Below are 14,772 nucleotides of genomic sequence, written 5' to 3'. Positions count from 1 at the left end.
AAATGGCAAAAAAATCTTTAGGTGCAGATTTTAGTAGTATTTTAGATGATATTTCACTTGTGTATGATGATGAGATGAGTGGAGTATTTCATAATGAGTTGGATACAATAAAAGAAATTGATATAGATGAAATTACTCCAAATCCATATCAACCAAGAAAAAATTTTAATGAAGATAGCATAAACGAGCTTGCAATTTCTATTAAAAATCATGGTTTATTGCAGCCTATTGTTGTAATTGATGCAGATGAGTTGTGTGAAAAAGCAAAAGAAAATGGAGAAGTTTTAGAAAAAACTACTAAATATTTTTTAATAGCAGGGGAAAGAAGATTAAGAGCTTTTAAAACTCTTAAAGAAACAAAAATAAGAGCTATTATTGCAAATATTGACTCAGGCAAAACAAGAGAATTGGCTTTGCTTGAAAACATACAAAGAGAAGATTTAAATCCTATTGAATTAGCTTTAGCTTATAAAGAATTAATGAGAGTAAGAAATATAACTCAAGAAGAACTAGCTCAAAGCATACAAAAAAGTAGAGCAAATATTGCAAATACTTTAAGACTTTTAACTCTTAGTGAAGATACACAAAAATTAATTATTGAAGGTAAATTAAGCGCAGGACATGCAAAGGTTATTGCAGGACAAAAAGAAGATGAAAAAATTTTAGTAAATACTATAATAGGTCAAAAGCTTAATGTAAGAGATTGTGAAAAATTAGCAAATAAATTAAAAGGCAAAAGTTTAAATCATTTACTAGATGAACAATTGTTAAATAAATTAAAAGAATTTGAAATAGACTTTAAACTACAAAATGGTAAGCTTATATTAAATTTAAGTCAAGAAAAGACCAAAAATTTTATTGAAAAAGCTATAAAAAACTTATAATTTAAATATTGTTTGATTTTTTTATGTTAATATAAACTTTTATCAAAATAAGGAGAATGTATGTTTGATGACTTAGATCTTAAAATGATGTTATTAACAGCTACTTTGTTTATAATATTGTTTTGGATTTTAGATTCAATCTTATATAAACCATTACTCACTTTTATGAAAAATAGAGATGATGGAATAAGAGAAGATGAAGCAAAAATCCAGCAAAATAACACAGATGCTAGTAATAATGAAACATTAATTGCTAAGATTTATGCTGATGCAAGAGCTAAAGCTCAAGCCATCAAAAGCGAGCAGGTTGCTATAGCTAAAGAAAAAGCTTCTAAAGCTATAGAAGAAAAAAAGGTTAGTTTTGATTTAGAATATCAAAAATTTTTAAGCGAACTTGAAGTTAAAAAAACTCAATTTAAAAATGAATTAAGAGCTGATTTAACTCAATATGAAAATGCTTTAAAAACTAGCATTGAGAAAATTTAAGGTTGTTTTATGAATAGATTGATTTTTATTTTATTACCAACTTTTTTATTAGCTAGTGAGAGTGATATTTTTCCTAGAACAATAAACTTTATAATATTCGTAGTAATTATGTATTTTTTACTTGCAAAACATGTAAAAAAAATATATAACGATAGAATTGACAACATTAAAAATAGACTAGTTAGTATAGAAAAAAGTTTAGATGAAGCTAAGAAAAATAAAGAAGATGCTATTAAAAGAATTGAAATAGCAAATAATGAAGCAGATAAATTAATAGTATTAGCTAAAGAGCAAGCTGTTAAATTAAGTGAAAATATTTTAAAAGATGCAGAAAATGAGATTGAAAATATGAAAAAATCTTATGAAGAGCAAAAAATATTTGAAGAGAAAAAAGCTAAAGCTGAAGTTGTAAATGAGCTTTTAGATGAGCTTTTAAACTCTAATATTAATTTAAAACAAAATGATTTATTAGATATTGTTTCAAGGAAAGTTAGCTAATGGAAAAGTATGTAGATATTATAATGCAAAGAAATGATAGAGAAGATTTCGTAAAAGCACTTGAGATTTTAGCTAAAGCTTTTGAAGACAAAAATACATTAGTAATTATTAATGCAGTAGGTATTAGCTTGGATAAAAAAGTTGAATTTTTAGCTAGTATTTGCAATACTAATAAAAAAGAAATAATTAATTTGTTAAAAGTATTAGGTATCAATTCAAAATTAGATAAAATTCCTAGTCTTTATAGTAGATTAGTTAAAAAAATAGCTTTAGAAAACAATATTTATTATGCTGATATATATTCTAAAGATAAAATGAGTGATAGTGATATTTCAAAACATGAAAAAGAATTATCAAATTATTTCAAAAAAGATATTAAATTAAGAAATATTATTCATGATAAAAATGAAATCAAAATTTATATTGAAGATTTAGGTTATGAAATAATAGTTTCTGAATTGTCTTTAAAAGAAAAAATCAAACAACATATAATGAAAGCAATTTAAGAGGAGTAACAGTGAGTTTTAACGCAAATGAAATTAGCTCAATTATTAAAGAAAGAATTGAGAATTTTAATTTAAATTTAGAAATTGAAGAAACTGGTAAAGTTATTTCAATAGCTGATGGTGTTGCTAATGTTTTTGGATTAAAAAATGTTATGGCAGGAGAAATGGTAGAATTTGAAAACGGCGAAAAAGGTATGGCATTAAACCTTGAAGAAAGTAGTGTTGGTGTCGTTGTTTTAGGAAGTTTTTCAAATATTAAAGAAGGAAGCTCTGTTAAGAGATTAAAGCAATTATTAAAAGTTCCTGTTGGAGAAGAATTAATAGGTCGTGTTGTTAATGCTTTAGGTGAGCCAATTGATGCAAAAGGTCCTATTAATACTACTAAATCAGCTTTTGTTGAAGAAAAAGCTAAAGGTATTATGGCAAGAAAAAGCGTTCATGAGCCATTACAAACAGGTATTAAAGCAATCGATGCTCTTGTTCCAATTGGTCGTGGTCAAAGAGAATTAATCATCGGAGATAGACAAACAGGAAAAACAACGGTAGCAGTAGATACAATAATCAATCAAAAAGGTCAAAATGTTGTATGTATTTATGTTGCAATCGGACAAAAACAAAGCACAGTTGCTCAAGTTGTTAAAAAATTAGAAGAGCATGGAGCAATGGAATATACCATAGTAGTAAGTGCAACAGCAAGTGATTCGGCTGCACTTCAATATCTTGCACCATATACTGGTGTTACTATGGGTGAATATTTTAGAGATAATAGTAAGCATGCTTTAATTGTATATGATGATTTAAGTAAGCACGCAGTAGCTTATCGTGAAATGAGCTTGATTTTACGCAGACCTCCAGGACGCGAAGCATATCCGGGCGATGTATTCTACCTACATTCAAGATTATTAGAAAGAGCTTCAAAATTAAGTGATGCTTTAGGTGCAGGTTCTCTAACAGCTTTACCTATTATTGAAACTCAAGCTGGCGACGTTTCAGCTTATATTCCAACAAACGTTATTTCAATCACAGATGGACAAATCTTCTTAGAGACAGATTTATTTAACTCAGGTATTCGTCCAGCTATTAACGTAGGTTTATCAGTATCAAGGGTAGGTGGTTCAGCTCAAATTAAAGCTACTAAGCAAGTTTCAGGAACATTAAGACTAGACCTTGCACAATATCGTGAATTACAAGCGTTCGCACAATTTGCAAGTGATTTAGATGAGAGTTCAAGAAAACAATTAGAGCGTGGTCAAAGAATGGTTGAAGTATTAAAACAACCTCCATATAGCCCATTAGCTATTGAAAAACAAATTGTTTTAATTTATGCAGGAACAAGAGGTTTCTTAGATGATGTTTCAGTAGATAAGATTAATAAATTTGAAAATGATTTATATGCTTATATTGAAACAAAATCTCCAGAAATTTTTGAACAAATTAGAACTAAAAAAGCTTTAGATAGTGATTTAGAAGATAAGATTAAAAATTTATTAAATGAGTTTAAAGCAGCACAAGCGTAGGTTTTAATAATGGCAAATTTAAAAGAGATAAAAAGAAAGATAAAAAGCGTTCATAACACACAAAAGACTACAAATGCTATGAAGCTTGTTTCAACTGCTAAATTAAAAAAAGCAGAAGAATTAGCAAAAAAGTCTAAGGTGTATGCTAATAAATTACAAGAAGTTATGCATGAGATTTCATACAAGCTTAATCAGTTTGATATGGCAAGAGACAGCAGATTTTTTGGTAAGCATGAAATAAAAGTTGTGGATGTTATTTTTATTACTTCGGATAAAGGTTTATGTGGTGGTTTTAATATAAAAACTTTAAAAGAAGTTAGTAAAATTATTAAAGAAAATAAAGAAAAAGGTATTAAAACTAGATTAAGAGCGATAGGAAAAGTAGGTATTGAATTTTTTAATTTCCAAAAAATTGAAATTCTTGATAAATACACAGGTGTAAGCTCATCACCTGATTACGAAAAGGCAAGAGAAATTATAAACCTAGCAATAAATGATTTTGTTGCTTGCGAAACTGATAAGATAGTTTTAGTTCATAATGGTTATAAAAATATGATTTCTCAAGAATTATCAGTATGTAATTTATTGCCAGTAGAATCAGACAATTTTGAAATTCCGAATTCAAATTCTTTATTAGAAATTGAGCCGGAAGAAAAAGAAGTTTTAGAAGAACTACTAAAACGCTATATTGAGTATAGTATGTTTTATTCATTAATTGATAGTCTAGCTGCAGAACATAGTGCTAGAATGCAAGCAATGGATAATGCAACTAATAATGCTAAAGCAAGAGTAAAAGAACTTAATTTAGCATACAATAAAGCAAGACAAGAAAGCATAACCACTGAATTAATTGAGATTATTAGTGGTGTTGAATCAATGAAAGAATAGGAGAATAGATGCAAGGATTTATATCTCAGGTATTAGGACCTGTTGTAGATGTTGAATTTAGCGACTACTTACCGCAAATTAACGAAGCAATTGAAGTAAATTATGAGGTAGAAGGTAAGCAAATTCGTTTAATATTAGAAGTTGCTGCTCATTTAGGCGATGGTCGTGTAAGAACTATTGCTATGGATATGACAGATGGTTTAGTAAGAGGAACAAAAGCTACTAGTTTAGGTGCTCCTATTAGTGTTCCTGTAGGCGAAAAAGTATTAGGTAGAATTTTCAACGTTGTTGGAGATTTAATTGATGAAGGTGCTCCTGAAAATTATGAAACAAAATGGGCAATCCATAGAGAACCACCTAAATTTGAAGAACAAAGCACAAAAAGTGAAATTTTTGAAACAGGTATTAAAGTAGTTGATTTACTTGCTCCTTATGCAAAAGGTGGTAAAGTAGGATTATTCGGTGGTGCTGGTGTTGGTAAAACCGTTATTATTATGGAATTAATTCACAACGTTGCATTTAAACATAGTGGTTATTCAGTATTTGCTGGTGTTGGTGAGAGAACTCGTGAAGGTAATGACCTTTATAATGAAATGAAAGAAAGTAATGTTTTAGACAAAGTTGCCTTATGCTATGGTCAAATGAATGAACCACCAGGGGCAAGAAACCGTATTGCTTTAACCGGTCTTACAATGGCTGAATACTTTAGAGATGAAATGGGACTTGATGTTTTAATGTTTATTGATAATATCTTTAGATTTTCTCAATCAGGTTCAGAAATGTCAGCTCTACTAGGTCGTATTCCATCAGCTGTTGGTTATCAACCGACTTTAGCAAGTGAAATGGGTAAATTCCAAGAAAGAATTACATCAACTAAAAAAGGTTCAATTACTTCAGTTCAAGCGGTATATGTTCCAGCAGACGACTTAACTGACCCTGCACCTGCGACTGTTTTTGCTCACTTAGATGCAACAACGGTTTTAAATAGAAGTATTGCAGAAAAAGGAATTTATCCTGCGGTTGACCCACTTGATTCAACTTCTAGAATGCTTGACCCACAAATTATCGGTGAAGAGCATTATAAAGTAGCTCGTGGAGTTCAAAGTGTATTACAAAAGTATAAAGACCTGCAAGATATTATTGCTATTTTAGGTATGGATGAGCTTAGTGAAGAAGATAAATTAATTGTTGAAAGAGCAAGAAAAATTGAAAAATTCCTATCTCAACCATTCTTTGTTGCAGAAGTTTTCACAGGAAGCCCTGGAAAATATATAAGCCTTGAAGAAACAATAGCAGGATTTAAAGGTATATTAGAAGGTAAATACGATGATTTACCAGAAAATGCGTTCTATATGGTAGGAAATATTGAAGAGGCTATACAGAAAGCAGAAAAATTAAAGGCTTAATATGGATAAATTAACTTTAGAAATAGTTACTCCGCACGGAGAAATTTTTAATTCAGAAGTTAAGTCGGTTTTAGTTCCAGGAAGCGAAGGCGAGTTTGGTGTATTACCAAACCACGCTTCTATTATTTCTTTATTACAAGCTGGAGTAATTAGCGTTGAAAATTGCGATGGTTCAAAAGAATTAATTGCTATTGATTCAGGCCATGTAAAAGTTGATGAAAATGGGGTTGTTATTTTAGCTCAAGGTGCTGTATATCTAGGTGGAAAAGAAAACTCTATTAGTAAGAAAAAACTAGAAGAAGCACAAGAATTATTAAAATCAGCTGGTGCTAATTCAGCCACTTTAGCAGCCACTTTAGGGAGATTGGATTCTAAATGAATTTGATTTTAGATTTTGACTTAGCTACTTTATTAGCGGTTGGGATTTTAGCTTTTTATTCTATTATTGCTTTAGCGATTTTTATTTATCGCTTAAGCAATATTTCAAAGTTTTATCAAGAAGAATTAAAATCATTAGATAGGTTATTAAAAAACCAAGATTTATCTTTTGAATCTTATTTTAAACCTTGTGAAGGTTCAAAAACAAAGCTAGAAATATATTATAACGAAGCAGGTAAAAACCTTAGCGAAGGTCTTACTTGGCTTAGTATTATAGCTACCACTTCGCCTTTCATAGGATTATTTGGAACTGTTGTTTCAATATACTTTACTTTAATTTCTTTAAATGGTAATGCAGATATAAATCAAATTGCATCTCCAATAGGTCATGCCTTAATAGCAACTGCAAGCGGTATTATATCGGCGATTTTAGCTTATACTTTTCACTTAATTGTTAAAAGAAAAGTATTTGAATGTTTAAATATTTTAGAGAGTGAAATAAAGATTTTAAACAATGAAAAATAATTTTTTAAACGAAGAGCCAGAATTAAACATAACACCTTTAGTTGATGTTATGCTTGTTTTGATTGTAATTTTAATGTTAGTAATACCTAATTTAAAATATGATGAAAGCATAAATCTTCCAAATGGCTCTAAAACAAATGTAAGCAAAGCAAAAAAAGAAGATATATTTGTAAGTATCACAAATAATGAAATTGTATTAAATAAAAAGAAATATTCATATACTAGCTTTTTTGATAATTTTGCTTTAATTAAAAATCAATTAGATAAAGAAAAAATAATTTATATAGCAGGCGATAAAGACATTAGTTATGATAAGCTAATGCAAGTTTTAACTACTTTTAGCAAAGCAGGTTTTGTAAAAATTTCTCTACAAACAAAATGAGTAAAACAAAAGCATTTTTATTATCTTGTTTGATTTATATATTAAGCATATTGATTGTAATTTTATTACTTAAATTATTTGCTTCAAATGATGAAATTGTAAAATATGGAAATAGCGATATAAATATTTTATTCGTTCAAGAAGATACTAATATAAACGAAGAAATAAAACAAGATTACACAAAAGAAGTTTCAAACAAAATAAATGAAAATATTGCAAATAATAGCAATGAAAATTCGGCAAAAGAAACACAAAAAGAAGAAGAAAAAAAAGAGAATTTGAATTCGGATTTTAGCGATTTGTTTAGTGATTTAAATGTAGCTAAAACAGAAACTAAAAAAGAAGTAAAAAAACAAGAAAATACTTTTAACGATGAACAATTAGCAGCCTTAAAAAAATTACAAAATCAATTATCAAACACAACAATTAAATCAAATAATAATTCAAAAAATACAACAACTTCAGCAAAAGTTTCAGGGATTTATGATGAATATTTTGGCAAAGTGAATGCTTATTTAAAAAATGTGTGGAGTTTAGTTACTGCAAATAGTAGTGGTATAAATGATAAAGAATTTTTTGAAGTAGCATTTACAATATCAAAAAATGGTATAATCAAACTTCATGATAATGGTTTTAATGAAAGTTCGGTATTAAGACAATACGCAAGAGTTTTTATAAAAACAATTAATCAACAAAATAAAAATTTAGGTATCCCACCAAATCAGCAAGATTATAGTGGCAATTTAAGACTTTCAGTCGTATTAAGTATCAAGGAGATAAAATGAAAAAGATAGTTTTATTATTTTTTAGTTTAGTTTGCTTAAGCGCCGATATTATTATGGATGTAGTAAGCGAACAACAGGTTTTACCTAAGATTAGAATTACAACTAGTAGTTTAGTTAATTTTGATTTTGATAAGGTGATTAAAAATGATGTTTTAGTAAGTTCTAAATTTGAAGTTACAGATAGCACAGATGCTAATTATGAGTTAAATTATACTTTAGTTCCTAGTGGAAATAATTATGATTTAACTATTGTCTTAAAAGGTGAAAATAATATAAGCAAATATGAAAATAAATTTTCTTATCCAAAAAATGCTTATGTGTTTTTATCTCATAAAGCAATATCAACTATGCTAAAAGATTTAAAGATAGCAGATATTGATTGGATGAATAGAAAGATTTTAATAACAAGAAAAATAGCTGCAAAGCAAAGCCAAATTTTAATCGCTGATTATACTCTTAATTATCAAAAGATAATTATGCAAGGCGGACTTAATTTATTTGCAAAATGGGCTAATGAAGAGCAAAATGCTTTTTATTACACAGACTATAATAAAGATACTTTAAGTATTTATAAATATAACTTATTAAACAATCAAAAAACATTGATTACTCAAGGCGTTGGAATGCTTGCTTTAAGTGATATTAGTAAAGATGGAAGTAAGGCATTAATTACTAAAACCATAGAAGATCAGCCAGAAGTATTTTTATTTGATTTAAATACAAAAGCTAGTAAAAGACTAACAAGCTATAAAGGAATTGATGTTAGTGCTAAGTTTTTAGGAGATAATTCATTTGCTTTTGTTAGTGATAGAAGTTCATATCCTAATTTATATATGCAAGGACTTGATAAAAATAATGCTACTCAATTAGTTTATCATGGTAAAAACAATTCAGCATTTAGTGTATTTAATAATTATATAGTTTATTCAAGTCGTGAAAAATCAGGGGATTTTAATCTATATGTAATGGCAACTGATTCTCAATACGTAAGACAACTTACATTAAATGGAAGAAATATATTCCCCAATTTTAGCAATGATGGAAAGACAATTATGTTTATAAAATTACTAGGAATGCAAAGTTCTTTAGGGATATTAAGACTTGATGAGAATAAAGTGTATCATTTCCCTTTAAAAGTTGGCAAAATTTCAACTTTAGACTGGTAATTAAATAAATTTAAAGTTTTTAGAACTATAATTTACTTTACTTTTAATTGAAAGGAATAATAATGAAAAAATTAGCTTATGCGGTTGCTTTAGCAGCTTTAGTTGTTGGTTGTAGTCAAAAGGCTACAGTTGAGGCTCCAAAAAAAGTTGAGCCAGCTCCAGAAATCAATGTAGATGTAAAAGAAGATATTAATACTAAGATAGATAGAATTAATAATTCTTTAGGTAAAGTTTATTTTGATTTTGACAAATACGATATTCGTTCAGATATGTATGGCGTAGTATCAAACAATGCTGGTTTATTAAATGGCGATGGTAAAGATTTAAATATCGTTGTTGAAGGTAACTGCGATGAGTGGGGTAGTGAAGAATATAACCAAGCTCTAGGTTTAAAAAGAGCAAAAGCTGTTAAAGATGGCTTAGAAGCTCAAGGCGTAAATAGCTCAAGAATTACAATTAAGAGCTATGGCGAAAACAACCCAGTTTGCAATGATAAAACTAAAGAATGTGATGCTCAAAATCGTAGAGCTGAAACAAAAGTTCAGTTTTAATAAATGATAAAAAAAATAATATTTTTAGGGGCTTTAGCCCCTATTATTTATGCTGAAACTTCAGCCTTTAATGCAGGCAATATAAATCTTAAAGAACCTTATGGACTTACAGAAAACGAAAAAGTATTGTTAGAAAATAAAAAAAAGGTTGAAACTCTTAGTAAAGATTACACTGGCGTTGATTTTAAAACAAACAAAGCTTTAGAGAGAATTGAAGGAATTCAAAGCGTAATAGATGATTTAAACAATAAAACTTACAATTTTGAAGGTAAGTTATTAGAAGTTGAGAAATTCTCAAAAGAAAAATCAGAAAGTTATGATAAAGAACTTGCAGATATAAAACAAGAATTAAAAAATCAAAGATATGCGATTAATCAATTAAAAAAGGCTTTAAGTGAACTAACTAATTTAGTGGGTAGTTTAGGAGAGAGTAAAGCTGCAAAAATCTCAAATATAGAGCTTAATACAAATAATGTAACAGCTCAAACTCCAGCACAAAAAATGGATAATGCTATAAGTTTATTTAATAGCAAAAACTATGATGCTGCTGCTAAAATATTTGAAGAATTAGCAAACTCAAGACATAAACCTGCTCAATGTAATTTTTATTTAGGTCAAATAGCTTATGCAAAAAAAGATTATAATAACGCAATTTATTATTATAAAACAAGTTCGGATTTATATAACGCACAAGGGGTAAAAGCTCCTAATATGCCTTTAATTTTATTAAACACAGCTAATTCATTAAAAGCAATTAATGAGCTAGATAAGGCAAATAATTTTTATGCTGCACTTAAAAAACAATTTCCAAATTCAAGTGAAGCAAAAAGTATAAATTAATAGAAAGGATAAAGTATGGCTATACAAAAAGATAGTGTTGTATCACTTAATTTTATATTGCGTGATGCTAAAACTAACGAAGTGTTGGAAAACAATACTGATTTTCATCCTATTTCATTTTTATTAGGAAGAAATCAAGTATTAGAAGCTTTAGAAGAAGAAATCGCTAAATTAAATGAAGGCGATGAAAGTGATATCTTAATTACAAAAGATAAAGCATGGCAAGAATATGATGAGAATTTGATTCAGGAATTACCAAAAGAACAATTTGCTGGAATCGAGCTTAAAGTTGGATTAGAATTATTCGGCGAGAATGAAGATGGTTCAACCGTAAGAGTTGTTGTAAAAGAAATCAAAAATGATACAGTAGTAATTGATTATAATCATCCTTATGCAGGAAAAGATTTATTATTTACAGTAAGCATTAAAGAAGTAAGAGAGGCAACAGAAGATGAGCTAGCAAGTGGTGTAGTAGCACAAGCTGGTGGTTGTGGTTGTGGAAATCACGGACACGGCGGATGCAAAGGCGATGGAAGTTGCGGACATCATGATCATGATGAAGAAGAACACCATCACCACCACGGCGGCGGTTGCTGAAGAAGTTAATTAGGGCTAAGGTTTAGCTAAACTATAACTTTTTAAGGCGACCAAGTCGCCTTAGCTTAATAAGACAAGGATTATTATAAATCTTCATTATTAGTTTTGATTATTGTTTGTAATAATCGTTTTCTTGTTAAATCAGATTTTAGTATTGTTATTAATATTTATAAGATTTTTAATTAGAAAATTTTAGTCATTTAGCTTAGAATAAATTAAAAGGAAAAAATATGAATTACGCTTTTATTTACCCAGGACAAGGCTCACAAAGTGCTTTTATGGGGAAGGATTTGTATGATAATTTTGAGTTTGTAAGAAAAACTTATGATGAAGTTAGCGAATTTTGTGGTATTGATTTTAAAGAATTAATTTTTAGTGAAAATGAAAGATTAAATATAAGCGAATTTACTCAACCTGCAATATTGCTAAATAGCATGATGTATTATAAGGTTTTTGAAAAACTATTAGATGAAAATAGAATTTCTTTAAGAGAGAGTAATCACGCAGCATTTATAAGTAAGAAAAATACCCCTTCACTAGGTCATTCTTTAGGAGAGTTTTCAGCTCTTTGTGCAAATAAAGCAATTGATTTAAAAAATGCTTTAAAATTAGTTAATATGCGTGGTAAATTTATGCAAGAGTGTGCAAGTAGTGAAAATCCAGCTTCAATGATGGTAATACTTGGCTTAAATGATAGTGATGTTGAGATGATTTGCAATAAAGCAAATGCAGAAAACAAACAAATCTATGCAGCAAATTATAATTGCGATGGACAAATTGTAGTTGCAGGGATTAAAAAAGACTTAGAAGAGAGTGCTGAGCTTTTTAAAAGTGCTGGTGCAAAAAGAGCAATGATGCTTAATATGAGTGTTGCAAGTCATTGTCCTTTAATGCAAAGTGCAGCTAATAAACTTGAAGAGTTTTTAATATTTAATGATAATTTTACTCCTGTTATTTCAAATGCTACAAAACTTGCTTATAGTACACAAAATGAAGCAAAACAAGCAATAAAAGAGCAATTAATTAAGCCTGTTTTATACAAGCAAAGTATTTTAGAGCTTGAAAGTAGTGTTGATGGCTTTATAGAATTTGGTAGCAATGTATTATGCGGTTTAAACAAAAAAATCACACAAAAAGAAAGCGTAAGCATAAAAAGCTTAGATGATATAAATAATTTTATAAAAGCAATTAAGGAAAAATTATGAAAATAGCAATTTTAGGTGCTATGCGTGAAGAAATTGAACCGATTTTAAAAGAGTATTCATATAAAGAAAGCAAATACGCAAATAATAATTATTATTTTATTGATTATGCAGGGCATGAGCTAATTGTTGCAAACTCAAAAATAGGTAAAGTAAATGCAGCTATTAGTGCAAGTGTTATGATAGAAAAATATAAGGCTGATTGTTTATTATTTACAGGTGTTGCTGGTTCGCTAAATCCTGAGTTAAAAATCGGAGATTTATTAATAGCTAATGAATTAGTTCAGCATGATGTTGATATTACTGCATTTGGTCATAAGCCTGGCTTTGTGCCTGATACAAGCGTTTATATTAAAACAAACGAAAAGCTAAATAATATCGCTAAAAAAGTTGCAAAAGAATTAAATCTTAGTGTAAAAGAAGGAATTATTGCAACAGCTGATCAATTTATTTGCGATGAAAATAAAAAAACTTGGATAAGAGATACATTTAACGCAGATGCTGTGGAGATGGAAGGAGCTAGTGTTGCTTTAGTTTGTGAAAGCCTTAATGTGCCTTGTATGATTTTAAGAGCGATTAGTGATGATGCTAGTGGAAATGCTGATGTGAGTTTTGATGAGTTTTTAGAACTAGCTGCAAAAAATAGTGCTAATTTTGTTTTAAAAATGTGCGAACATTTGTTTAAAAACGAGCTTAGTAAAAGACTTATAAAAGAAGTTGCAAGAGCTTGTGATAAGTTTGACTTAATAGAAGAAGGCGATAAGGTTTTAGTAGGTCTTAGTGGCGGAAAAGATAGTTTAAGCTTATTAATGCTACTAAAACATATGCAAAGAGCTGTTCCTTTTAAATTTGATCTTGAAGCTGTAACGCTTAGCTATGGAATGGGCGAAGATTATAAATATTTAAGTAATTATTGCAAGATTTTAGGCATTAAACACACTATAATTGATAGTAATATTTACGAGATTTCAAGTGAGAAAATCCGTAAAAATTCAAGCTTTTGTTCGTTCTTTTCTCGTATGAGAAGAGGGTATTTATATACTTACGCAAAAGAAAATGGCTTTAATAAATTAGCTCTAGGTCATCATTTAGATGATGCTATTGAGAGCTTTTTTATGAACTTTACTTATAACGGCGCTTTAAGAACACTTGCAGCGAAATTTACTTCAGCTCAAGGAATTACCGTAATTCGTCCTTTAATTTTCGTTCGTGAAAGAATGCTAAGAGAAAATGCTATAAAAAATGGGCTTAAAACAATAGGCGATGAAGCGTGTCCTGCTATGAGATTTGATGTGAAAATGCCACACGCAAGAGCAGAAACAAAAGAGCTTTTAGCAAGTCTTGAAGCACAAAATCCAAAATTATTCAAAAGCCTTGAAAACGCATTTTTTAATATTCATTATGATACATTCTTTGCAAACGAAGGTGCTAATTATTGCAAGGAATAATCTTAAATACAATAAGTGTAAGGGATAAGGATTTAATAGTCTTTATCCTTGATAATAACGAGCTTATTAAATGTTATAGATTTTATGGAGTTAGACATTCTCATTTAATAATCGGAAATATGATTGATTATGAGCTTGATATTAGACCTTTGTTTTTACCTAAACTTCATTCTACAATGCAACTTGCTTTGCCTTTAAAATCTGTTGAAATCATTAAAGCTTGGCAGGACTTTTGCTTTCTTTTATACGAGCATTTAAAGGATAATCAAGAGTGCGGAGAGTTTTATTATAATTTATGCCTTAGAATACTCAAAAGACTTGAAATTCAAGATTATAAAAGGGTTTTTCTTGACGCTTATTCGCTTATGATTGAGCATGAAGGAAGGCTTAATTTTAGTCAAAATTGCGTTGAATGTGGCAAGGAGCTGAGTGATTATTTTTTACTTGGAGAAGGCTTTTTGATGTATTGCAATGGCTGTAAAAATAGTGTAAAAATCAATAAATTTAAAATGAAAGATTATTTACAGCATAAAACCTCATCTATTTTTGAAGATGATGAGATTGATTTGCTTTATAAGGTATTTTCTAAAAAACTTTAATTTATATTTTTTAAGAAGTTTCCAAGAATTTGAAATAGGAATTTGATAAAAATAATTTTTAAATTCCTAATTCAAATTCCTTGATTTAAAAGCTTAAAATGTTTAAGAATTTGA

The 14,772-nt window shown here is 28.9% G+C and carries 18 protein-coding genes and 1 pseudogene; all 19 read left to right on the top strand.

The window, feature by feature from the left end; translation table 11 throughout:
- Nucleotides 1-2: 2 nt before the first annotated feature.
- The 19 genes and pseudogenes from AVANS14531_RS03495 (at nt 3) to recO (ending at nt 14,658) form a co-directional block, all read left to right on the top strand.
- Nucleotides 3-884: a ParB/RepB/Spo0J family partition protein gene (locus AVANS14531_RS03495; RefSeq protein WP_336611341.1), complete on the top strand. Its 882-nt coding sequence runs from the start codon at nt 3-5 to the stop codon at nt 882-884.
- 60 nt (nt 885-944) lie between these two features.
- Nucleotides 945-1,370, top strand: coding sequence for a F0F1 ATP synthase subunit B' (locus AVANS14531_RS03490; RefSeq protein WP_239817984.1), 426 nt, complete (start codon nt 945-947; stop codon nt 1,368-1,370).
- A gap of 9 nt (nt 1,371-1,379) precedes the next feature.
- Nucleotides 1,380-1,868: a F0F1 ATP synthase subunit B family protein gene (locus tag AVANS14531_RS03485; protein ID WP_239817985.1), complete on the top strand. Its 489-nt coding sequence runs from the start codon at nt 1,380-1,382 to the stop codon at nt 1,866-1,868.
- Nucleotides 1,868-2,374 carry a F0F1 ATP synthase subunit delta gene (locus AVANS14531_RS03480; protein ID WP_239817986.1) on the top strand — a complete coding sequence of 169 codons (507 nt, stop codon included), beginning with the start codon at nt 1,868-1,870 and terminating at the stop codon, nt 2,372-2,374. Before AVANS14531_RS03485 ends, AVANS14531_RS03480 begins: the two co-directional genes overlap by 1 nt.
- An 11-nt stretch (nt 2,375-2,385) precedes the next feature.
- Nucleotides 2,386-3,891, top strand: a complete 1,506-nt coding sequence (atpA, locus tag AVANS14531_RS03475) for a F0F1 ATP synthase subunit alpha (RefSeq protein ID WP_239817987.1) — start codon at nt 2,386-2,388, stop codon at nt 3,889-3,891.
- A 9-nt stretch (nt 3,892-3,900) separates the two neighbouring features.
- Nucleotides 3,901-4,779, top strand: a complete 879-nt coding sequence (gene atpG, locus AVANS14531_RS03470; protein ID WP_239817988.1) for an ATP synthase F1 subunit gamma — start codon at nt 3,901-3,903, stop codon at nt 4,777-4,779.
- An 8-nt stretch (nt 4,780-4,787) separates the two neighbouring features.
- Nucleotides 4,788-6,185: a F0F1 ATP synthase subunit beta gene (atpD, locus tag AVANS14531_RS03465; protein ID WP_336611340.1), complete on the top strand. Its 1,398-nt coding sequence runs from the start codon at nt 4,788-4,790 to the stop codon at nt 6,183-6,185.
- A gap of 1 nt (nt 6,186) precedes the next feature.
- A complete protein-coding gene (gene atpC, locus AVANS14531_RS03460; protein WP_239817990.1) occupies nt 6,187-6,564 on the top strand; it encodes an ATP synthase F1 subunit epsilon in 378 nt (125 codons plus the stop codon).
- The gene (locus AVANS14531_RS03455) at nt 6,561-7,088 is read left to right on the top strand and encodes a MotA/TolQ/ExbB proton channel family protein (RefSeq protein ID WP_239817991.1); all 528 of its coding nucleotides are present in this window, start codon (nt 6,561-6,563) and stop codon (nt 7,086-7,088) included. Before atpC ends, AVANS14531_RS03455 begins: the two co-directional genes overlap by 4 nt.
- Complete coding sequence (locus AVANS14531_RS03450; RefSeq protein ID WP_336611339.1) at nt 7,078-7,470, top strand: ExbD/TolR family protein; 393 nt, start codon at nt 7,078-7,080, stop codon at nt 7,468-7,470. Before AVANS14531_RS03455 ends, AVANS14531_RS03450 begins: the two co-directional genes overlap by 11 nt.
- Nucleotides 7,467-8,255 carry a hypothetical protein gene (locus AVANS14531_RS03445; protein ID WP_336611338.1) on the top strand — a complete coding sequence of 263 codons (789 nt, stop codon included), beginning with the start codon at nt 7,467-7,469 and terminating at the stop codon, nt 8,253-8,255. The genes AVANS14531_RS03450 and AVANS14531_RS03445 overlap by 4 nt, the downstream gene beginning before the upstream one ends.
- Nucleotides 8,252-9,421 (top strand): Tol-Pal system protein TolB, encoded by a 1,170-nt coding sequence (tolB, locus tag AVANS14531_RS03440; RefSeq protein WP_336611337.1) that lies wholly within the window; start codon nt 8,252-8,254, stop codon nt 9,419-9,421. Before AVANS14531_RS03445 ends, tolB begins: the two co-directional genes overlap by 4 nt.
- Before the next feature lie 62 nt (nt 9,422-9,483).
- The gene (locus tag AVANS14531_RS03435; protein ID WP_239817995.1) at nt 9,484-9,972 is read left to right on the top strand and encodes an OmpA family protein; all 489 of its coding nucleotides are present in this window, start codon (nt 9,484-9,486) and stop codon (nt 9,970-9,972) included.
- A 3-nt stretch (nt 9,973-9,975) separates the two neighbouring features.
- On the top strand, nt 9,976-10,812 hold the full coding sequence (locus AVANS14531_RS03430; RefSeq protein WP_239817996.1) for a tetratricopeptide repeat protein: 837 nt from the start codon (nt 9,976-9,978) through the stop codon (nt 10,810-10,812).
- Nucleotides 10,813-10,827: 15 nt separating this feature from the next.
- Entirely contained in the window at nt 10,828-11,409 is a 582-nt protein-coding gene (locus tag AVANS14531_RS03425; protein WP_239817997.1) for an FKBP-type peptidyl-prolyl cis-trans isomerase, read from the top strand.
- Nucleotides 11,410-11,639: 230 nt separating this feature from the next.
- The gene (locus AVANS14531_RS03420) at nt 11,640-12,614 is read left to right on the top strand and encodes an ACP S-malonyltransferase (RefSeq protein ID WP_336611336.1); all 975 of its coding nucleotides are present in this window, start codon (nt 11,640-11,642) and stop codon (nt 12,612-12,614) included.
- Nucleotides 12,611-13,291 (top strand): annotated as a pseudogene (locus AVANS14531_RS03415) (5'-methylthioadenosine/adenosylhomocysteine nucleosidase); the annotation flags it as partial. The gene AVANS14531_RS03420 and the pseudogene AVANS14531_RS03415, both read left to right, overlap by 4 nt.
- Nucleotides 13,277-14,059, top strand: coding sequence for a tRNA 2-thiocytidine biosynthesis TtcA family protein (locus AVANS14531_RS03410; RefSeq protein WP_336611386.1), 783 nt, complete (start codon nt 13,277-13,279; stop codon nt 14,057-14,059). The pseudogene AVANS14531_RS03415 and the gene AVANS14531_RS03410, both read left to right, overlap by 15 nt.
- Nucleotides 14,047-14,658 carry a recombination protein RecO gene (gene recO, locus AVANS14531_RS03405; protein ID WP_239817999.1) on the top strand — a complete coding sequence of 204 codons (612 nt, stop codon included), beginning with the start codon at nt 14,047-14,049 and terminating at the stop codon, nt 14,656-14,658. Before AVANS14531_RS03410 ends, recO begins: the two co-directional genes overlap by 13 nt.
- The last annotated feature ends 114 nt before the right edge of the window (nt 14,659-14,772 follow it).

It is taken from the genome of Campylobacter sp. Cr9 (assembly GCF_020138295.1).
Lineage (GTDB): Bacteria > Campylobacterota > Campylobacteria > Campylobacterales > Campylobacteraceae > Campylobacter_E.
The sequence above is the reverse complement of the archived record's forward strand: the minus strand, read 5'-3'. Positions and strand labels throughout refer to the sequence as shown.

What these genes read in the sequence shown, in the direction of transcription:
- atpD (WP_336611340.1), top strand. Translation starts at nt 4,788, where the DNA reads ATGCAAGGATTTATATCTCAGGTATTAGGACCTGTTGTAGATGTTGAA.
- AVANS14531_RS03455 (WP_239817991.1), top strand. Translation starts at nt 6,561, where the DNA reads ATGAATTTGATTTTAGATTTTGACTTAGCTACTTTATTAGCGGTTGGG.
- AVANS14531_RS03450 (WP_336611339.1), top strand. Translation starts at nt 7,078, where the DNA reads ATGAAAAATAATTTTTTAAACGAAGAGCCAGAATTAAACATAACACCT.
- atpC (WP_239817990.1), top strand. Translation starts at nt 6,187, where the DNA reads ATGGATAAATTAACTTTAGAAATAGTTACTCCGCACGGAGAAATTTTT.
- AVANS14531_RS03430 (WP_239817996.1), top strand. Translation starts at nt 9,976, where the DNA reads ATGATAAAAAAAATAATATTTTTAGGGGCTTTAGCCCCTATTATTTAT.
- AVANS14531_RS03485 (WP_239817985.1), top strand. Translation starts at nt 1,380, where the DNA reads ATGAATAGATTGATTTTTATTTTATTACCAACTTTTTTATTAGCTAGT.
- atpG (WP_239817988.1), top strand. Translation starts at nt 3,901, where the DNA reads ATGGCAAATTTAAAAGAGATAAAAAGAAAGATAAAAAGCGTTCATAAC.
- AVANS14531_RS03490 (WP_239817984.1), top strand. Translation starts at nt 945, where the DNA reads ATGTTTGATGACTTAGATCTTAAAATGATGTTATTAACAGCTACTTTG.
- AVANS14531_RS03420 (WP_336611336.1), top strand. Translation starts at nt 11,640, where the DNA reads ATGAATTACGCTTTTATTTACCCAGGACAAGGCTCACAAAGTGCTTTT.
- AVANS14531_RS03410 (WP_336611386.1), top strand. Translation starts at nt 13,277, where the DNA reads ATGTGCGAACATTTGTTTAAAAACGAGCTTAGTAAAAGACTTATAAAA.
- AVANS14531_RS03480 (WP_239817986.1), top strand. Translation starts at nt 1,868, where the DNA reads ATGGAAAAGTATGTAGATATTATAATGCAAAGAAATGATAGAGAAGAT.
- AVANS14531_RS03445 (WP_336611338.1), top strand. Translation starts at nt 7,467, where the DNA reads ATGAGTAAAACAAAAGCATTTTTATTATCTTGTTTGATTTATATATTA.
- tolB (WP_336611337.1), top strand. Translation starts at nt 8,252, where the DNA reads ATGAAAAAGATAGTTTTATTATTTTTTAGTTTAGTTTGCTTAAGCGCC.
- AVANS14531_RS03495 (WP_336611341.1), top strand. Translation starts at nt 3, where the DNA reads ATGGCAAAAAAATCTTTAGGTGCAGATTTTAGTAGTATTTTAGATGAT.
- AVANS14531_RS03425 (WP_239817997.1), top strand. Translation starts at nt 10,828, where the DNA reads ATGGCTATACAAAAAGATAGTGTTGTATCACTTAATTTTATATTGCGT.
- AVANS14531_RS03435 (WP_239817995.1), top strand. Translation starts at nt 9,484, where the DNA reads ATGAAAAAATTAGCTTATGCGGTTGCTTTAGCAGCTTTAGTTGTTGGT.